The 16,643-nt window shown below is 48.2% G+C and carries 16 protein-coding genes and 1 pseudogene; 6 read left to right on the top strand and 11 right to left on the bottom strand.

What is annotated here, in order from left to right:
• The first annotated feature begins 6 nt into the window (after positions 1–6).
• Entirely contained in the window at positions 7–387 is a 381-nt protein-coding gene (locus Q0R57_RS12185; RefSeq protein ID WP_294748062.1) for a hypothetical protein, read from the top strand.
• Positions 388–455: 68 nt separating this feature from the next.
• Here the strand turns inward: Q0R57_RS12185 and Q0R57_RS12180 are convergent.
• A pseudogene (locus Q0R57_RS12180) lies at positions 456–1,256 on the bottom strand (KilA-N domain-containing protein).
• 684 nt (positions 1,257–1,940) lie between these two features.
• On the opposite strand from Q0R57_RS12180, the gene Q0R57_RS12175 reads away from it, so the two are divergent.
• Positions 1,941–2,861, top strand: a complete 921-nt coding sequence (locus tag Q0R57_RS12175) for an AEC family transporter (protein WP_294748060.1) — start codon at positions 1,941–1,943, stop codon at positions 2,859–2,861.
• On the opposite strand, the gene Q0R57_RS12170 is transcribed toward Q0R57_RS12175, so the two are convergent.
• The 5 genes from Q0R57_RS12170 to Q0R57_RS12150 are packed head-to-tail and all read right to left on the bottom strand — an operon-like array spanning position 2,856 to position 7,457.
• Positions 2,856–3,215 carry a YraN family protein gene (locus tag Q0R57_RS12170; RefSeq protein WP_294748057.1) on the bottom strand — a complete coding sequence of 120 codons (360 nt, stop codon included), beginning with the start codon at positions 3,213–3,215 and terminating at the stop codon, positions 2,856–2,858. The genes Q0R57_RS12175 and Q0R57_RS12170 overlap by 6 nt on opposite strands.
• Positions 3,216–3,245: 30 nt before the next feature.
• Entirely contained in the window at positions 3,246–4,913 is a 1,668-nt protein-coding gene (locus Q0R57_RS12165; RefSeq protein ID WP_294748054.1) for an AMP-binding protein, read from the bottom strand.
• Positions 4,914–4,961: 48 nt separating this feature from the next.
• The gene (locus tag Q0R57_RS12160) at positions 4,962–5,519 is read right to left on the bottom strand and encodes a cupin domain-containing protein (protein ID WP_294748051.1); all 558 of its coding nucleotides are present in this window, start codon (positions 5,517–5,519) and stop codon (positions 4,962–4,964) included.
• Between the two features lie 31 nt (positions 5,520–5,550).
• Positions 5,551–6,333, bottom strand: a complete 783-nt coding sequence (locus tag Q0R57_RS12155; protein WP_294748047.1) for a pyrroline-5-carboxylate reductase — start codon at positions 6,331–6,333, stop codon at positions 5,551–5,553.
• Positions 6,330–7,457, bottom strand: coding sequence for an aminotransferase class III-fold pyridoxal phosphate-dependent enzyme (locus Q0R57_RS12150; protein ID WP_294748044.1), 1,128 nt, complete (start codon positions 7,455–7,457; stop codon positions 6,330–6,332). Before Q0R57_RS12150 ends, Q0R57_RS12155 begins: the two co-directional genes overlap by 4 nt.
• A gap of 216 nt (positions 7,458–7,673) precedes the next feature.
• On the opposite strand from Q0R57_RS12150, the gene Q0R57_RS12145 reads away from it, so the two are divergent.
• A complete protein-coding gene (locus Q0R57_RS12145) occupies positions 7,674–10,559 on the top strand; it encodes an insulinase family protein (protein ID WP_294748041.1) in 2,886 nt (961 codons plus the stop codon).
• Between the two features lie 8 nt (positions 10,560–10,567).
• Here the strand turns inward: Q0R57_RS12145 and Q0R57_RS12140 are convergent, their stop codons facing one another.
• From Q0R57_RS12140 to Q0R57_RS12120, 5 genes are all read right to left on the bottom strand, one after another.
• Positions 10,568–11,194 (bottom strand): DNA-binding protein, encoded by a 627-nt coding sequence (locus tag Q0R57_RS12140; protein ID WP_294748039.1) that lies wholly within the window; start codon positions 11,192–11,194, stop codon positions 10,568–10,570.
• 205 nt (positions 11,195–11,399) lie between these two features.
• Positions 11,400–12,365 (bottom strand): N-acetyl-gamma-glutamyl-phosphate reductase, encoded by a 966-nt coding sequence (gene argC, locus Q0R57_RS12135; RefSeq protein ID WP_294748036.1) that lies wholly within the window; start codon positions 12,363–12,365, stop codon positions 11,400–11,402.
• Entirely contained in the window at positions 12,362–13,564 is a 1,203-nt protein-coding gene (locus Q0R57_RS12130) for an argininosuccinate synthase domain-containing protein (protein WP_294748033.1), read from the bottom strand. The genes argC and Q0R57_RS12130 overlap by 4 nt, the downstream gene beginning before the upstream one ends.
• A 27-nt stretch (positions 13,565–13,591) precedes the next feature.
• A complete protein-coding gene (locus Q0R57_RS12125; protein WP_294748030.1) occupies positions 13,592–14,206 on the bottom strand; it encodes a GNAT family N-acetyltransferase in 615 nt (204 codons plus the stop codon).
• 24 nt (positions 14,207–14,230) lie between these two features.
• Complete coding sequence (locus Q0R57_RS12120; protein WP_294748028.1) at positions 14,231–14,707, bottom strand: arginine repressor; 477 nt, start codon at positions 14,705–14,707, stop codon at positions 14,231–14,233.
• A 286-nt stretch (positions 14,708–14,993) separates the two neighbouring features.
• On the opposite strand from Q0R57_RS12120, the gene rpsU reads away from it, so the two are divergent.
• The 3 genes from rpsU to raiA all read left to right on the top strand — a co-directional run bounded on the left by rpsU (position 14,994) and on the right by raiA (position 16,488).
• Positions 14,994–15,185: a 30S ribosomal protein S21 gene (gene rpsU, locus Q0R57_RS12115; RefSeq protein WP_294748026.1), complete on the top strand. Its 192-nt coding sequence runs from the start codon at positions 14,994–14,996 to the stop codon at positions 15,183–15,185.
• An 87-nt stretch (positions 15,186–15,272) separates the two neighbouring features.
• Positions 15,273–16,151: a tyrosine-type recombinase/integrase gene (locus Q0R57_RS12110; protein WP_294748022.1), complete on the top strand. Its 879-nt coding sequence runs from the start codon at positions 15,273–15,275 to the stop codon at positions 16,149–16,151.
• Positions 16,152–16,188: 37 nt separating this feature from the next.
• Positions 16,189–16,488, top strand: a complete 300-nt coding sequence (gene raiA, locus Q0R57_RS12105) for a ribosome-associated translation inhibitor RaiA (RefSeq protein WP_294748021.1) — start codon at positions 16,189–16,191, stop codon at positions 16,486–16,488.
• Positions 16,489–16,643 lie beyond the last annotated feature (155 nt).

Here is a 16,643-nt window from a genome sequence, read left to right as displayed (position 1 = left end):
TAGATTTTGTTCCCGGCCCTTGACAATGGCGATTATATCGATATTGGAGATGACACCCAGGAATTTCTCACAGAATGGGCCAAGCCTTATCATTATATAAGGGACATAGTAATTGACAAGCCACTGGAAAAGTCAATAGTAACATATTCCTATCCAGCAAGAGGTGCCACTACAATAGAGCATGAATTTGTTCTGAAAGCAATAACAGAGAAAGAGGCAAAGATAACTTCCTATCAGAAAGAGAATCCTGGTATTAAGGACTTTTGGCTCTGCGTCAATATACCAATGGGAACTTATCGCACACTATATGGATTTGAAGGAATAACAATAGAGACGGTGTATGATAGAGTGTATCTAACAGATCATACAGGTGTTCGTATAAAATGAATCCCAATTATTCAATCTGTTAACTGCGACTGATATTCAACTCTTCAAATAACAATAGGAAGAGTTTATCACTTGAGAAGATTCCTACTGCTATTTCCTTCTAGCACTTGCATTTGTTGAATAGCAATCTGATTAAGCTTTATGAGTCTCTCGCTTTGTGGAACACCCTCATTGATAAGCACAGCATTGATATTCTCCATGTTTGACAGACATATCAATTCATTGATGGTGGCATAGTCGCGGATATTTCCCTTCAATTAGGGATTAGCTTCTCGCCACTGTTTAGCAGTCATTCCAAACATGGCTACATTCAATACATCAGCCTCTTCAGCATAGATGATACTTGCCTGTGCAGGAGTAATTTCTTCAGGAATCAGATGGCTTTTGATGGCGTCAGTATGAATATGGTAGTTTATTTTTGATAGTTCTCTCTTTGCCGTCCAGCCCAACATCTTTTGTTCTTCTGCTTTCAGACGTTGGTATTCCTTAACCAGTAGCAGTTGGAACTTAGGACTTATCCACATGCCAAAGTGATAGGCAATATCGCGATGGGCATAAGTGCCACCATAACGTCCAGCTTTAGAGAAGATACCAATAGCGTTAGTCTTTTCTATCCATGTCTTGACAGACAGAACAAAGTTATTGCTACCCGCCATGTTTCTAAATGTACCGAATTCGGTACAATTAAAATTGGGATTGTAGAGCATTTCCCATTCGCCAAGGTACTCAATCGTGCTTTTCAGACTGAGCCAACGGAAGATAATGTGCTCTTGCAAATGACTACGAGCCATATCGGTTAGCGAAATGTAGTCATCGTCATTGTGCGAAACGATGGTTATCTCTGTATTCTGGACATTAATCTTTGCCATAAGTGTTCTATCTGTTATGAATTATGTGTGCAAAGGTAGTAAAATAATTCGATACATAAGAAAAATCAGCATATTATTTCGGTAGAAGGACGTAGCCTAATACGCACTTTTCTGGCAGGTGCCACAAAAGATGTCGCAATCTGTTTAGTGAGCGAAGAGCAAACTCAGAGGAAAAAGAGATGAATAGATTTGGCTCTTTCGAAAAGAATAATTACCTTTGAGACGATGTCTCGAAGTTCTTGGACAAGCCAAGCGAACGAGTTCGAGTTCTCACGTTCGAAAATACTCAAATAAATTTGGTATTTTGCTCACTTATTCGTAACTTTGCACCCGATGATGAGCCATAGTACGGCTGGTGTCTCAGCATCGGGTGTTCTTTCTTGCGTCCCGTTGGTAGCAAGCGAGCATAGCTCGAGCGGATGCAGGTTATAGCAGAATGTGGAATTGAGAACTGTTGCCAATTCGTAACCCAGTTTTTCCTCAATCCCCCAGACTGCCTTTATACAAAGAAAATCTGCGAAATCTTACAAAGTTACGAAAAGTCGAGAGCATAACAAAAGATTTTAATCTTTTTTATGTCGAGACGGAGTAAGTTCGCCATCTTTGATGGCAAAATTACGAAAAATATTTGTATTTTTGCACGCTCAATCACAAAAATGATGTAAAAGTCATACTTTTGATGCGATGATAGTAGTAATGATAACGCTTTTTGCCATTGTCGTTGTTGGATACATGGCAGGCAAACTGAATTATATGGGTGGCGACTTCGACCGTAAGTTGTCGAGCTTGGTTATTAACTGGACGTGTCCCGCTTTGATTCTGTCTTCTTCGATGACGGGTGAACTACCCGACCGCAGGTTTATCTTGCCTCTGTTAGGCATCAGCTTAGTGACCTATGTGGTACTTACTGCTGCGGCTTGGGCACTATCGCGTATTCTGACCAAACAGGCGATGGAGCGTGGCGTGGTAGCTTTTGCCTTGGTATTCGGTAATGTGGGCTTCATGGGCTATCCTGTGGTGGCCAGTATCTTTGGTCATCAGGCGGTATTTTATGCTGCCGTGCTTAATGTGGTAAATACTTTTGCTGTTTTCACCATTGGCACGATGATGATTACTGGTGGTGAGGGCTCAGACCGCAAACGGTTCAGCAAGAAGGTGCTTTACAGTACGCCTATGTTGTCGGCCTATCTGTCAATGCTGATTGTGGCTTTGGGTATCGATAATGTGCCTGAGTATGTCAGTCAGCCGTTGACGATGATAGGCAATATTACCGTTCCTGCTGCCCTGCTGATTATCGGCTCGTCAATGTCGCAGCTGCCTTTGAAAGCGTTTATGGGCAACATGACGGTCTATGCCACCACGCTGTTTCGTTTGATTCTGTTGCCTTTGGGTGTCCATCTGTTGTGCTTGGCATTGGGCTTCGATGCCTTCGTCACCAATATCAATACGGTGGTGATAGCAATGCCTGTAGCCACCTATGGTACCATCCTTTGTCTGAAGTACAACCGTGATACAACACTGATAGCAGAGTTGACGTTTATCACAACTCTGCTATCAATGGTAAGTATTCCTATGTTGGTACTGCTGATGCGCAAGTACCTATAGTGGCACATCGATGAGGTGGTCGATTTCGGGTTCTGAGCCGATGGTACCTACCACCGTGATGATGTCAAAGCGAATCTCGTTGTCTATGCGACGGTATTTCACGTAGTGGTTGATGGCAGCTTGCAGGTTGCGCATTTTTCTGTAGTCTACAGACTCCTCAGGTTCGCCGAACACTCTGTTGCGACGTGTCTTGACCTCGACGAACACCACGGTGCGGTTTTCATCGACGGCAATGATGTCAATGTCGCGATGTCCTGACTTCCAGTCGCGCTCAACAATGGTATAGCCTTTGCGTTGAAGATAGTCTGCTGCACAATCCTCGCCCCACTTACCCAACTCGTTATGCGCTGCCATAGCTATCAACTTTCAACTGTCAACTCTCAACTATTTCTCAGCGTCCTTTTTGCGAATCTCTACACGACGAATCTTACCTGAGATGGTCTTGGGCAACTCGTCTACAAACTCTACAATACGGGGGTACTTGTAGGGGGCAGTTACGTTCTTGACATGCTGCTGAAGTTCCTTGATGAGGTCATCGCCAGCCTTGTCTTTCCATTCCTTACCGAGTACAACAGTGGCTTTCACCACCATGCCACGGATGTCATCAGGCACGCCAGTAATGGCGCATTCCACCACGGCAGGATGGGTCATCAGGGCACTCTCTACCTCGAACGGACCAATGCGGTAACCGCTGGACTTGATGACGTCGTCGATACGGCCCTCAAACCAATAGTAGCCATCTTCATCACGCCAGGCCATGTCGCCTGTGTGGTAGATGCCGTCGTGCCAAGCCTCGCGAGTCAGTTCCTCGTCACGATAATAGTATTTGAACAGTCCGATGGGCTTGCGGTCGCCTACGCGCACCACAATCTCACCCTTCTCACCATCCTCGCAGCTGGTGCCGTCAGCACGCAGCAGGTCGATGTCATACTGTGCGTTGGGCATTCCCATGGAACCGGGCTTTGGTGTCATCCAAGGGAAGGTGCCGAGGGTCATGGTGGTCTCTGTCTGTCCAAAGCCTTCCATCATGCGAATGCCTGTCTTCTCGAAGAACTTGTCGTAAACGGCAGGGTTCAGGGCCTCGCCAGCGGTGGTGCAGTACTCGAGTGATGAGAGGTCGTACTTTGACAGGTCCTCGCGAATCATAAAGCGGTAGATGGTAGGAGGTGCACAGAAACTGGTCACCTTGTATTTCTCAATCTGGCGCAGCAGTGTGTCGGCATTGAATTTCTCATGGTCGAACACAAAGACCGTAGCACCAGCAAACCACTGTCCGTAGAACTTACCCCAGACGGCCTTGCCCCAACCCGTATCAGCAACGGTGAGGTGCAAAGAACCCTCATGCAGGTTGTGCCAGAACACACCTGTGGTCAAGTGTCCCATGGCGTAGAGGTAGTCGTGGGCCACCATCTTAGGCTCACCGCTGGTACCAGAAGTGAAGTACATCAGCATGGTATCCTCGTTGCTGTTGACGAAGGCGGGCTTGACGAATTTGGGAGCCTGCAGCCATTCTGACTGCCAGTCGCGGAATCCCTCAGGAATGGGTTTTCCATGATCAGTAATAGTGATATACTGTTTCACTGTGGGACTATCGGCTTTGGCAGCCTGAATCTGACTGACTACATATTCGTCGTCCACGCAGATGATAGCCTTGATGGAGGCACGGGTGTTGCGATAGATAATGTCTTTCTTGGTCAGCATGTGGGTGGCAGGAATAACCACAGCACCCAGCTTGTGCAGAGCCAGCATGACAATCCACCATTCATAGCGACGTTTTAAGATAAGCATCACGGGGTCGCCCTTGCCAATGCCCAGCGTCTGCAGGTACGAGGCAGCCTGGTCGCTCTGCTCCTTTAACTGTGCAAAGGTAGCACGAATCTCCTCGCCCTGGTCGTTGGTCCATAGCAGAGCCAGCTTCTCAGGGGCTTCTGCTGCCCAGGCGTCCATCACGTCGTATGCAAAATTGAAGTTCTCAGGGATGATGAACTCCAGATTCTTATTGTAATCCTCTACAGACTCGAAATGCGTCTGCTTTAAAAATCTTTCTACCATTTCTTTCTTTTTTCGTTATAACGATATAACGTTATGACGTTATTACGATTATTCCACTGTAAATGCTAAGAACTTAACGGGCTTATCGCCTATTGCTAACATGCCGTGAGGCTTGGTGGAGTCGAAGTAGATACTGTCGCCCTCCTCCAGAATGATGGTCTTGCCACCGATATAGAGTTCCATCTTACCCTCTAAAACAAGGTTGAACTCCTGACCTTTATGGGTGTTCTTATAAATGGTATGAGCCTCAGGCTTGGGTTCCACGGTGACGATGAAAACGTCTGCCTTATGATTGACAAAACCACCTACCAGCGACTGATACTTATATGCCTTGGTGCGCTCAATGCTCATGCCCTGTCCTTTGCGTGTTACGTAGTATGACTTCATGTGGGGGGACTCGGCAAAGATCAACTCTTCTGTCGATACTCCGTACTTCTTAGCTATCTTCATCAGGTTTGAGATGGTAATGTCCACCTCGCCCTTCTCAATCTTTTCATATTTCTCCGAGGTGATGCCGATGGTCTCAGCCATCTCGCTCACAGGAATATCGAGTACGTCGCGCAATCCACGCAGACGCTCACCAATCTGTTTTAGTTGTTCGTCCATAATTCTCAATTGTCAATTTTCAATACTCCATTTATTTCGCTCCAGCTTTCAGACCGCGGATAACAGCTGATGTGAAGCCGGCATGTTCCATTTCGTTCAGTCCCTTGATAGTGACGCCACCAGGAGTTGTTACCAGGTCGATGGCGGCCTCTGGGTGCAATCCGCTGGCTTCCAATAACTTGACGGCACCCAGCATGGTTTGCATCACAATCTCCTTGGCTTGGTCGGCCTTGAAGCCCAGCTCCACGCCGCCTTCGCTGGCTGCACGGATATAACGCATGGCATAGGCAATGCCGCACGAGGCGAGGGTGGTGCCTGCTGCCAGGTGAGCCTCGTCAGTAATCAGGGTGTTGCCCATCGCGTCGAAGATGGCCTTCACCTGTTCTGTCTGGTGCGACTCAGTCGCGCCACACGGAACGAGGAACGTCATTGATGACAGCTGGGCGATGGCGATGTTGGGGATACAGAGGAACAATGGCGGACAATATTCGCCCAGCCACTCCTTGATGCTCTCTGACTTTACGCCTGCAGCAATCACGATGAGAATCTGCTTCTCAGGATTCAGACTTTCCTTGATACCTTTCAGCACCGTCTCCACCAGCCAAGGCTTTACAAATACCATCACCACGTCGGCCTCCTTAGCTGCCAGCGCGTTGTCGGTGGTGGTGCGGATGCCCTGTTCTGAGAATTTCTTGGTGACGGCCTCTGAAGGGTCGCTCACGATGATGCTGTTGTTGTCGAAGTAGTCGGCCTTGATCATGCCTTCTACTGTGGCGCCGCCCATGGCGCCTGCACCTATTACTGATATTTTCATAATGCTTTCTGTAAACGTTCAACGAATTCGTCGGCCAGCTCCTTGGTGAAAGTCAGAGGCGGCAACAGACGAAGCACATTCTCTCCTGAACAGCCTGTGAATACATGCTGTTCGTAGACCAGGCGCTGACGTACAGGCTTCTGGGGGGTGAACAGTTCGATGCCAATCATCAATCCGCGACCACGTACCTCTTTTATCTTGTCGTTCTTCAGGTTGCGGATCTTGTCCATCAGGTAGTCACCTACCTCGCGGGCGTTCTCTACGAGGTTCTCCTGCTCCATCACATCAATGACAGACAAGGCAGCGGTGCAAGCCAGATGGTTGCCACCAAAGGTGGTGCCCAGTTGTCCGTAGACGGCCTCAAATTCAGGCGAGATGAGTACAGCACTCATGGGGAAACCATTGCCGATGCCCTTGGCCACGGTAATGATGTCGGGCTTGATGCCCAGCCACTGGTGGGCAAAGAACTTACCACTGCGTCCATAGCCACACTGGATCTCGTCGCAGATGAGCACAGCACCATAGCGCTTGCAGGCGTAGGCCAGCTTCTGTGCAAACTCAGGTGTGGCCATCTGGATGCCGCCTACACCTTGGATGCACTCCAGAATGACAGCAGCGATGCCGCCACGAGTTAGTTCGCGCACCCACGGCTCAATATCGTTGAGAGGCAGGAAACGCACATGATGATTATCGTTGATGGGGGCCACAATCTTGGGGTTGTTGGTCACTTCGACAGCCAGAGAGGTGCGTCCGTGGAAAGCCTTCTCGCACGACAACACGCGAATGTTGCCTGTCTTAAATGAAGCCAGCTTCAGCGCGTTCTCGTTGGCCTCGGCTCCGCTGTTTACCAAAAACAGCTGGTAGTCCTCGTAGCCACTGATCTTGCCCAGACGCTCTGCCAACTCCACCTGCAGCTTGTTCTGCACAGAGTTGCTGTAGAATCCCAGCTTCTGCATCTGCTCGCCCAACTTCTCAACATAGTGCGGATGGCAATGGCCTATGCTGATGACGGCATGACCACCATAAAGGTCCAGATATTCCTGGCCCTTGTCGTCCCACACTTTGCAGTCCTTGCCCTTCACAATGTTTACATCGAAAAGGGGATAAACATCAAATAGTTTCATCTTTGTGCTATTATTCTAATAATCGGTGCAAAGGTACAAAAAAGAGGCGATATAATGCAAGAAACACTAGTTTTTTTTGCAATTCTCTCCTCTTAGTGCATAATCATACAGAAAAATGTTTTATTACGCCTATCTTTTTCTCGATTTGCCGTGCTTGATTGAATAAAAAAGCGTATCTTTGCATCCCGAAAACTAAAAACAAAGGAAATATAACGAATGAAAAGATTGTTTATGGCGATGGCTGTCTCGCTGTGTGGCGTGGCGCTTTTCGCACAAGAGAAGGACGATAAACCTTCAACCCCGAACCCAAACAGTGACTCTTTGCTCATGGCTCATTTGGCTGTTATTGACCAGCAGGAGATACCTGCCGACACCTCCGTCAGGCAAGGCGTTCTGAAGAATGGCCTGACTTATTATGTGCGTCGCTGTAAGTCGTCGGACAAGAAGGTCGATTTCACATTCTTGGTAAAAGGCGGAAGCATCATTGAAAAAGATAATGAACGCGGCGTGGCCCATTTTGTGGAGCATATGATGTTTAAGGGCACGAAACATTTTCCTGGTCAGGAGGCAATCGCCTTTATGGGAAGATGTGGCTTGAAGTTCGGACATGATAGCAATGCCTTTACCACTCATACCAACGTGCGCTATCTCCTCAATTCCATGCCTAATGATGAACTGGTGGTTGACTCATGTCTCCTTCTGATGCGTGACTGGGCTTGCGATGCCACGATGGATGATGAGGCCATTGAGAATGAGCGCAACGTGATTGTGGAGGAATGGCGTGGCAGTACCTCAATGGCTTATCAGATGAGTATCATCAATGAAATCCTTAATACGCCCTGTTATGTTGACAGGTCGCCCATTGGTGATATGGATGTGGTGAAGAACTGCTCGCCCAAGACCATTCGCAATTTCTACAAGCGTTGGTATCAGCCACAAAACCAGGCTGTGATTGTGGTGGGAGATATTGATGCCGATGAGATAGTGGCGAAGATCAAAAAGATGTTTGGCGACCTGAAACGAGGCAGGAATACGGTTCCCGCTTGTCCTGCCCTTCATGACGAAGAGGCACCCAGAATCCGTTTCTTCTCAAAAAGCAACTCGCCCTATCACTTCAGCGATATGATGATGCGACTGCCTGCTGACAACGTAGCGAAGGAGAATACCGTTGGCGCGTTGAGGGCTGAGGAGGTCTATAACCATCTGAGTGGGTTGATGCTCAATCAACTCAATCTGGTGAAAGACAAGAGTATTGCCTATGCGGCCTCAACGATGGCAAAACCCGTCGAAGTGAAAGGCATCGAGACGATGATAATTGAGTTGGGCTCGAAGCCGGACGACTGGAAAAAGGCGCTTGAGAAGTTGGCCAAGCGCGTGGAATATCTTCGTAGAAATGGGTTTACGGATGCCGATAATAAGTTGGGCTTTATCACGAAACCTAAGTATAATGATGACTGTACGGCTATTGACTTTGCAGACACGACACATGTGGACAAAACGGAAAGCCGTCTTTCGTGGACGAACTTAATAATCAATAGTTTCTTTCAGGGCACTAAGATACTCGATTTGAATAGTACAAAAGCCAGTAGGGATCATATCCGCAGCACCATCACGACGAAACAGGTGAACGATGCTTTCAGAAAACTGGTCAGCGGAAGGAATATGGCTATTGTCGAGACGTTTCCTGAAGGCGTGGCCTTCCCAACAGAGAAGGAGGTGGCGGATATCCTGAACCGCGTGAAGCAGATGAAGGATGAGGAACTGGTGGAGGCGGCTGTAGAGGAGCCTAAGAAGTTGGAGATGCTCCATGTGGATAGCGTTGACATCAATCCGACACCAGGCACCGTAAGGAAAACCACCGTTCTCAACGATAGCATCAGCGAGGTGCTTCTGTCGAATGGTGTGAAGGTGGTGTTCTGGAAAAAGAAGATCTATAAGAATGGTGTCAAAATGAAGCTGGACCGTCCTATGGGGTTCTCGGCACTCAGCGATGAAGATATCCAATACCACAATATGCTGACAAGCTGCAGAAGAAGATATAAATACGAGACAGACACTTATGCGTTTGTCAGCGCTCAGCCCTTTGACGACACCTTTGATCTGATTTGCCGTTCAGAAAAGAAGGACGAGGCGTATTGGAAAGGCATCGAGCAGCAGTTGAAGATGTTCTATGCCTCGATGACAACGACAGAGGTTGACTCCGTCGCAGCATCTGAGATTATCACCAATTTACAGAATGTCGCCACACAGAGTAGCGTCGCTTCCGTTCAGGCAGCTAATCGCCTCAATTGCCTGCCCTTTGAGTCAAGCAAACGACTCATGCCGCCTACGGTGGAAGAGGCAGGGAGATTATCGGTGGAACACCTCAGGGAACTGGTGAAGGACTATTATTCTAACTTCAACGGTACGCTGTTCCTCGTTTGTGGTGATGTGAATCAAGACTCTATCATGCCCCTCGTTCTGAAGTATATTGGCTCGCTCCCCTCGAAGCCTGAGCCGGTGAAGCGCCTGGTGTGGAGTGCAGACCATTATAAGACAACCAACACGACTGCTGTGGAGAAGTTTAGTAATCCGTCGCCGCTTTGTGTCACAGCTCTTTATTATACTTGGGAGAAGGGTTTCCAGTTGAATCAGGATGTGCGCGCGCTGAATCATGCGCTGCAGAGTGTGCTTGGCGAACTGCTGCTGAACAGAATCCGAGTGCAGCATGGTGATGTCTATACGCCGGTGTGTCAGGTAGTGGACGATCTGTTGCCTGTTCCTCGCATGAGGTGCACCATCTCCTATACCTGCAATCCCATCCAGCGTGAGCGCATTGCTAAGGATGTGATACAACTCGTCAACGAAATGGCTGAGGGCGATTTGATTACTCAGGAACTCGTTGACAACTATATCAAGAATCGTGAGGGCGCCCGCAAACCTTATGTTGATGGTGTTGACGGACCCTGCTCTGACTATATTGAGCGCGAACTCAACGGTATCGTCCTGAAAGACGACGATCTGTCCAGCGATAAGAAAGTCACACCGTCGTCTTTGAAGGCCCACCTGAAGCAGTTGCTCAAGAAAGGCAACCTGCATGTGGGCTATATGACTACAGAATGATGCGGCTTTTAGGCTTGCAGAATGTAGAGCTTGCTGCTTCTGCGTCCCTGACTGGTGATGCCAGATGTAGGGTCACTGGCCAGGCGGCGTAACTCGCGTGAGGCTGTGGAATAGGACAGTCCTGTCAGTATGGCGTAGTCGTTCACTCGCATGAATCCGTTCTTCTTTAGATATTGACGGGCCTTCTCTATGCGCTCCTCCAATGTGAGTTTGGAGGTCTGCAAGCGTTCCTCCTCGCCTCGCTCCAGATCGCAGTTGCGGTCTATCTCCCTGATGAGCTTCTTGTCGACGCGCAACGAGATGCCTGTCACCTCAATACTCTTTGCATTGAGCTTCTTCGAGCCTTCCTCGAAGCTGTCCATCTCCTTGTCTTTGCGTACGCCGAGCTTTGCGCTGAAGGTGCCCAGTCCGTTAATCTTCACGCTAAAGCCATTGGAAATCTCGTAAGCCAGTTGGTCTACGACAGCATCCAGGACGCCAGAAATCAGTCCTTTTGAGAACGAGGGGTGCAGGGAGTGACAACGCTCTGCAAACTCCTCAGAATCCAGTTTGCGCCAGGTTTTCAGGCGATAATAGGCCTGTGTAGTGCCTTTTCCGTTGAGATCGGCTATCTCTTTCTTGATATACTTTGCCATATTGATACAATTGGTTAGGGAAACAAATAAGTTTAATTCGCCCTGCAAAAGTACTCAATATGGCTTAAAAAACCAAAAATCACGACGTGAAAATATAAAATCATGTCGAGAAAAAACAAAACCACGCCGTGATTATTTATTTTCACGCCGTGATTTTAATATTAGATCGTTGTAAAAAGATGTTTTCTAAGTAGGATAAAACTGCTTAGAAGGCCGAGGCCTTCAGCTTTAGTCCTGTGCTTTCGTCAATGCCAAACATGATGTTCATGTTTTGAACGGCCTGACCCACGGCACCTTTCAGCAGGTTGTCGATAGCAGAGGTTACGAGCAGCTTGTTGCCGTATTTCTCTACGTGTACAAGAGCCTTGTTGGTGTTGACTACCTGTTTCAGGTCGATGGGCTTGTCGCTGTAGTGGGTAAAGGCGGCGTCCTGATAGAAGTCTTTGTATGCCTCGATGACGTCCTCTACAGGAGCTGGCGTCTTGATAACTGCTGTGCAGAAGATGCCACGTGCGAAGTCGCCGCGATAGGGAATAAAGTCGATATCGGCATCGAGATAACCCTGTACTTGAGCCAGTGACTGACGAATCTCTGCAATGTGCTGATGCTGGAAGGGTTTGTAGATGCTCAGGTTGTTGTTGCGCCACGAAAAGTGGGTGGTGGCACCTGGCTTCTGACCAGCGCCTGTCGAACCTGTGATGGCGTTGACGCTGACATCTTCTTTCAGTAGATTGAGGTTGGCAGCGGGGAGCAGGGCCAACTGGATGGCTGTGGCAAAGCAGCCTGGGTTGGCCAGGTGTTGCGCCTTGGCGATGTCGACCTTGTTGATTTCTGGCAGACCGTAGACATAGTCGTGGGTGCCCTTGATGCGGAAGTCCTGTGCCAGGTCGATGATCTTCACGTTGGCAGGGATGGTGTGCTCGTTAAGGAACGCCTCACTCTTGCCATGGCCGAAGCAGAAGAATACCACATCCACCTTGTCGAAAGGCATCTCGTCAGTAAACTTCAAGTCGGTGTCGCCGATGAGGCCTTCGTGTACGTCAGAAACCAGATTGCCTGCGTTGCTCTCTGAGTTGGCAAAGACAATCTCTGCCTCTGGGTGGTTGAGCAGCACGCGAATCAACTCTCCGCCTGTATAGCCTGCAGCACCTAAGATACCTACTTTAATCATCTCTTCTCGTCTTTGTGGATGCCGTAGTATACGCGGAGTGGGGTAGAGCTGACCTTGATGAAGCCCTTGGCCTCGTCGGCAGTCCAGCCTGTCTGCGTCTCGCCATACTCGCCCAACTTGCTCTTGGTGAGGTCGTAGGCGCTGTCGATGCCTACTGTCTCGAATCCGTAGGGACGGAGCTTCAGGATGGCAGTACCAGTCACGTTGCGCTGGCTGCTGGTGAGCATAGCCTCGATATCGGGCATCACAGGCTCCAGGTACTGACTCTCGTGGAGGAACATGCCATACCAGTTGGCTACCTGATCCTTCCAGTACTGCTGCCACTTGCTCAAGGTTGACTTCTCCAGCAGACGATGTGCCTCGATAATCAGTTTGGGAGCAGCTGCCTCGAAACCTACGCGGCCCTTGATGCCGATGATGGTGTCGCCAACGTTGGCATCACGACCAATGGCGTAAGAGGCACCAATCTCCTCAATCTTCTGGATAGCCTTCACCTTGTCGTCGAACTGCTCGCCATTTACTGCCACAATCTCGCCCTTGTCGAAAGTGATCTTCAGTAGGGCCTCGTTCTCCTTGGCAGTCACATGCTTCAGGTAGGCATCCTCAGGCAGACCCTGTGTGGGGTCAAGCAACTCGCCGCCACAGATAGAAGTACCCCAAATACCTACGTTGTAAGAATACTTCAACTTGGTGAAATCGGCAAAGAAGCCGTGCTCATTCAGGAAGTCAACCTCCTCCTTGCGAGTCAGTTTCTTATCGCGAGTCAGCGTGATGATCTCCACGCCTGGTGCCATTACGAGGAAGGTCATGTCGAAGCGAATCTGGTCGTTGCCTGCTCCTGTTGAGCCGTGGGCGATAGCGTCGGCACCAATTTCCTTGGCATAGCGGGCGATGGCGATGGCTTGGAAGATACGCTCTGACGATACTGAAATGGGGTAGCAGTTGTTGCGCAGTACGTTGCCGAAAATCATGTATTTCAGCGACTTAGCGTAATACTCCTGGGTCACGTCGAGGGTGATATATTGTACGGCGCCCAACTTATAGGCGTTCTCTTCGTTGGTCTTCAACTGCTCTGCGCTGAAACCACCCGTATTGGCGCATGCTGCATAAACATCCCAGCCGTCCTGGGCCAGTTTCATGACGGTATAACTGGTGTCAAGCCCACCAGAAAAGGCTACTACTACTTTCTTGTTTGCCATATTCTTATTTCTTTCTTTGTTATCATTTTACGCTTCTTCCAACTCCTCCAAATGACGGATACGAGCCAATACCTCATCAGGTATCTTGGCAGGCAGATGCTCTGTGGGGTCATAGAGCATAGCTGTACAGATGCAGTATTTTCGACCTGTGCGATGCAGTACGTCAACATTCACGCATCCCTCGCAGCCCTTCCAAAATGCTTCGTCGTCAGTCAGGTCGGCAAAGGTTACGGGCTGGTAGCCCAATTGGGTGTTCATCGTCATCACTGCCGCTCCGCTAGTCAGCGAGAATATTTTGGCGTGAGGCCAACGGGTGCGTGCCAAAGTAAATGTCATGTCCTTGATGCGCTTGGCCAGTCCCAAACCGCGGAAGTCTGGATGAACGATAAGGCCTGAGGTAGTTACATACTGTTGGTTGTCCCAAGTCTCGATGTAACTGAACCCGGCAAATCGCCTGTCGCTCTTGCGAAGGGCAATTACCGCTTTGGCCTCCATCATTTTTTTTGCCAGATACTCGTGTGTGCGCTTGGCTATGCCGGTGCCCCTAACCTTGGCTGCCTCGGCAATGGTGTCCAGGATAGTGTCTACATATACTTCATGTTCCACGCTGGCCACAAGCACTTCTATTTCTTCTTTTTCCATTTAAATACGATATAGTTGTGTGTTTTATTTCATGTTAGGAACCACCTTGCTTAAGGCTTCTGTCACTTCTCCGTGACTAATACCCTCTTTGATGACTACGAAGATGTTATCGTCGCCAGCAATAGTGCCAAGAATGTGAGGGATATCGCTGCGGTCAATGTTCCAGGCTATAGCGCTGGCATAACCAGGTCGTGTCTTGATAACCCCCATGTTGCCTGAATAAGTAATACTGATAAAACCAGGAATCTGCATCATCTCACGTACAGAACTTGGCGTGCTGACACGTTTGTACATGGATTCGTTGGGAAGTACATAGACATAATTGCCACCCATTGTGGCTGCTTTGGCTACCTTCAACTGCTTCAAATCACGGCTCAAGGTGGCCTGTGTCAGTCGGAAGCCTTCCTTCTGTAAGGCGTTCAGCAATTCTTCTTGACTGCCCAGCTGCTGGCTCGAAATGATGAGTCGAAGGGCTTCCAATCTATTGTTCTTTTCCTTCATATTGGTATATTTATTCAGATTTGCGGTGCAAAAGTACAAACATTTTCGCATATAGCCAAATGTTTCTGTATATTTTTTCAGATTTTTTTGTCCAAACAAAGCCAAAGAATACTGCCAGTGACCTCCGGATTCCTATGGTTTTCAACGCGTTAAATAAAAAAAATATGGCAAAAAACTTGGCTAATTCACAAAATAGTTGTACCTTTGCACCCGCTTTTCGCGTGCGCTATGCGTGCACGAGCATATTTTTAAGTCTAACAATTTAAATTTAAAGTCAAAAAACAGTATGATTATTGTACCAGTAAAAGAAGGCGAGAACATCGAGAAGGCCCTCAAGAAGTTTAAGAGAAAGTTTGAGAAGACAGGTATTGTGAAAGAGCTGCGTCGTCGTCAGCAGTTTGACAAGCCGTCTGTGCTGAAGCGCCTGAAGATGGAGCACGCCGTTTACGTACAGAAGCTCCGCACAACAGAGGAATAATCAAAATTTTTCCTCAAAAATTTGGTAGTTTCATAAATTTTCCGTAAATTCGTTGCCGAAAATCGAATGGTTTGAATGCAACGCTTTATGATTGACCAGTTTCTCGACTATCTGCGCTACGAGAAAAGACGTAGCAAACTGACGGTAGAAAGGTATGAGGACAGCCTTTGCGACTTCCAATGCTATTTCGAGAGGCTTGAAAATGGGGTTGACTGGACATCGGTAGATGCGGATGTTATCCGCGGATGGATGGAAGACCTGATGGACAGAGGAAACATTGCTTCGACGGTGAATACCGATCTTTCGGCTTTGAAATCCTTTTTCCGATTCGCACTCTCAAGAGGACTGGTTGACAAGGATCCCGCACATTTAGTGAAGGGACCTAAGAAGCAAAAGCCGCTGCCCCAATTTGTCAAGGAGAGCGAGTTAAATGAGCTCATTGACGAGACAGAATGGAGTGATACATATAAAGATGTACGTGCGCGTACCATTATTATATTACTCTATGAAACGGGGTTAAGACGCAGTGAGCTGGTGGGGCTGGACGACAAAGATATCGACTTTGAAGCCATGCAACTGAAAGTTACAGGTAAGCGTAACAAGCAGCGCGTCATTCCATTCGGAAAAGAACTGGCAGAGCAGTTGAGCCTGTTTAAGGCTTGCCGTGACGAACAAATCCAGAAGAATTCGGAAGCGTTCTTCTTGGGAGTTCGGGGAGACAGGATCTCAGCGGGTGAGGTCTACAATGTTGTAAGGAGTAATCTTTCAAAGGTGACCACCCTCAAGAAAAAATCCCCTCACGTGCTAAGGCACAGTTTCGCAACGGCCATGCTCAACCACGATGCAGGACTGGAGAGCGTCAGACAGCTACTGGGTCACGAAAGCATTGAGACAACAGAGGTCTATACGCACACCACGTTTGAGCAATTGAAGCGAGTTTACAAAGATTCCCATCCAAGGGGATAGATCTTTATAGTTTAACTTTTAAAAATTGGAGGTAACTATGGAAATTAAGATTCAGTCGATCCATTTCGACGCTACCGAGAAGTTAGAGGCGTTTATCGAAAAGAAAGTCGCCAAGTTAGAAAAGTCGTACGAAGATATTCAGAAAGTAGAGGTGCAATTGAAAGTTGTCAAACCTGCTACCGCGCAAAATAAGGAAGCCAGCCTGCAAGTTTTGGTGCCTGGAAGTTCGCTGAGGGTAGAGAAGGTTAGTGACACATTTGAAGAAAGTATAGATCTCTGCGTGGACTCAATGAGGGCTCAGTTGCAGAAATTCAAGGAAAAATTGAGAAATTACTAAAAAAAACATCGAAAAGTTTTGGTAATTCAAAAATAAGTCGTAACTTTGCAGCCGTTTTCCGACAGGTCGTAAATCTGAATCAGAGAGCGGCTGCTTAGAAAAGCCTCTTTAGCTCAGTTGGCCAGAGCACGTGATTTGTAATCTCGGGGTCGTTG

This window comes from uncultured Prevotella sp., from assembly GCF_946407605.1.
In the GTDB taxonomy this organism is placed as follows: domain Bacteria; phylum Bacteroidota; class Bacteroidia; order Bacteroidales; family Bacteroidaceae; genus Prevotella.
This window is presented reverse-complemented; position numbering and strand designations above follow the sequence as displayed.

What these genes read in the sequence shown, in the direction of transcription:
- Q0R57_RS12175 (WP_294748060.1), top strand. Translation starts at nt 1,941, where the DNA reads ATGATAGTAGTAATGATAACGCTTTTTGCCATTGTCGTTGTTGGATAC.
- Q0R57_RS12170 (WP_294748057.1), bottom strand. Translation starts at nt 3,215, where the DNA reads ATGGCAGCGCATAACGAGTTGGGTAAGTGGGGCGAGGATTGTGCAGCA.
- Q0R57_RS12165 (WP_294748054.1), bottom strand. Translation starts at nt 4,913, where the DNA reads ATGGTAGAAAGATTTTTAAAGCAGACGCATTTCGAGTCTGTAGAGGAT.
- Q0R57_RS12160 (WP_294748051.1), bottom strand. Translation starts at nt 5,519, where the DNA reads ATGGACGAACAACTAAAACAGATTGGTGAGCGTCTGCGTGGATTGCGC.
- Q0R57_RS12155 (WP_294748047.1), bottom strand. Translation starts at nt 6,333, where the DNA reads ATGAAAATATCAGTAATAGGTGCAGGCGCCATGGGCGGCGCCACAGTA.
- Q0R57_RS12150 (WP_294748044.1), bottom strand. Translation starts at nt 7,457, where the DNA reads ATGAAACTATTTGATGTTTATCCCCTTTTCGATGTAAACATTGTGAAG.
- Q0R57_RS12145 (WP_294748041.1), top strand. Translation starts at nt 7,674, where the DNA reads ATGAAAAGATTGTTTATGGCGATGGCTGTCTCGCTGTGTGGCGTGGCG.
- Q0R57_RS12140 (WP_294748039.1), bottom strand. Translation starts at nt 11,194, where the DNA reads ATGGCAAAGTATATCAAGAAAGAGATAGCCGATCTCAACGGAAAAGGC.
- argC (WP_294748036.1), bottom strand. Translation starts at nt 12,365, where the DNA reads ATGATTAAAGTAGGTATCTTAGGTGCTGCAGGCTATACAGGCGGAGAG.
- Q0R57_RS12130 (WP_294748033.1), bottom strand. Translation starts at nt 13,564, where the DNA reads ATGGCAAACAAGAAAGTAGTAGTAGCCTTTTCTGGTGGGCTTGACACC.
- Q0R57_RS12125 (WP_294748030.1), bottom strand. Translation starts at nt 14,206, where the DNA reads ATGGAAAAAGAAGAAATAGAAGTGCTTGTGGCCAGCGTGGAACATGAA.
- Q0R57_RS12120 (WP_294748028.1), bottom strand. Translation starts at nt 14,707, where the DNA reads ATGAAGGAAAAGAACAATAGATTGGAAGCCCTTCGACTCATCATTTCG.
- rpsU (WP_294748026.1), top strand. Translation starts at nt 14,994, where the DNA reads ATGATTATTGTACCAGTAAAAGAAGGCGAGAACATCGAGAAGGCCCTC.
- Q0R57_RS12110 (WP_294748022.1), top strand. Translation starts at nt 15,273, where the DNA reads ATGATTGACCAGTTTCTCGACTATCTGCGCTACGAGAAAAGACGTAGC.
- raiA (WP_294748021.1), top strand. Translation starts at nt 16,189, where the DNA reads ATGGAAATTAAGATTCAGTCGATCCATTTCGACGCTACCGAGAAGTTA.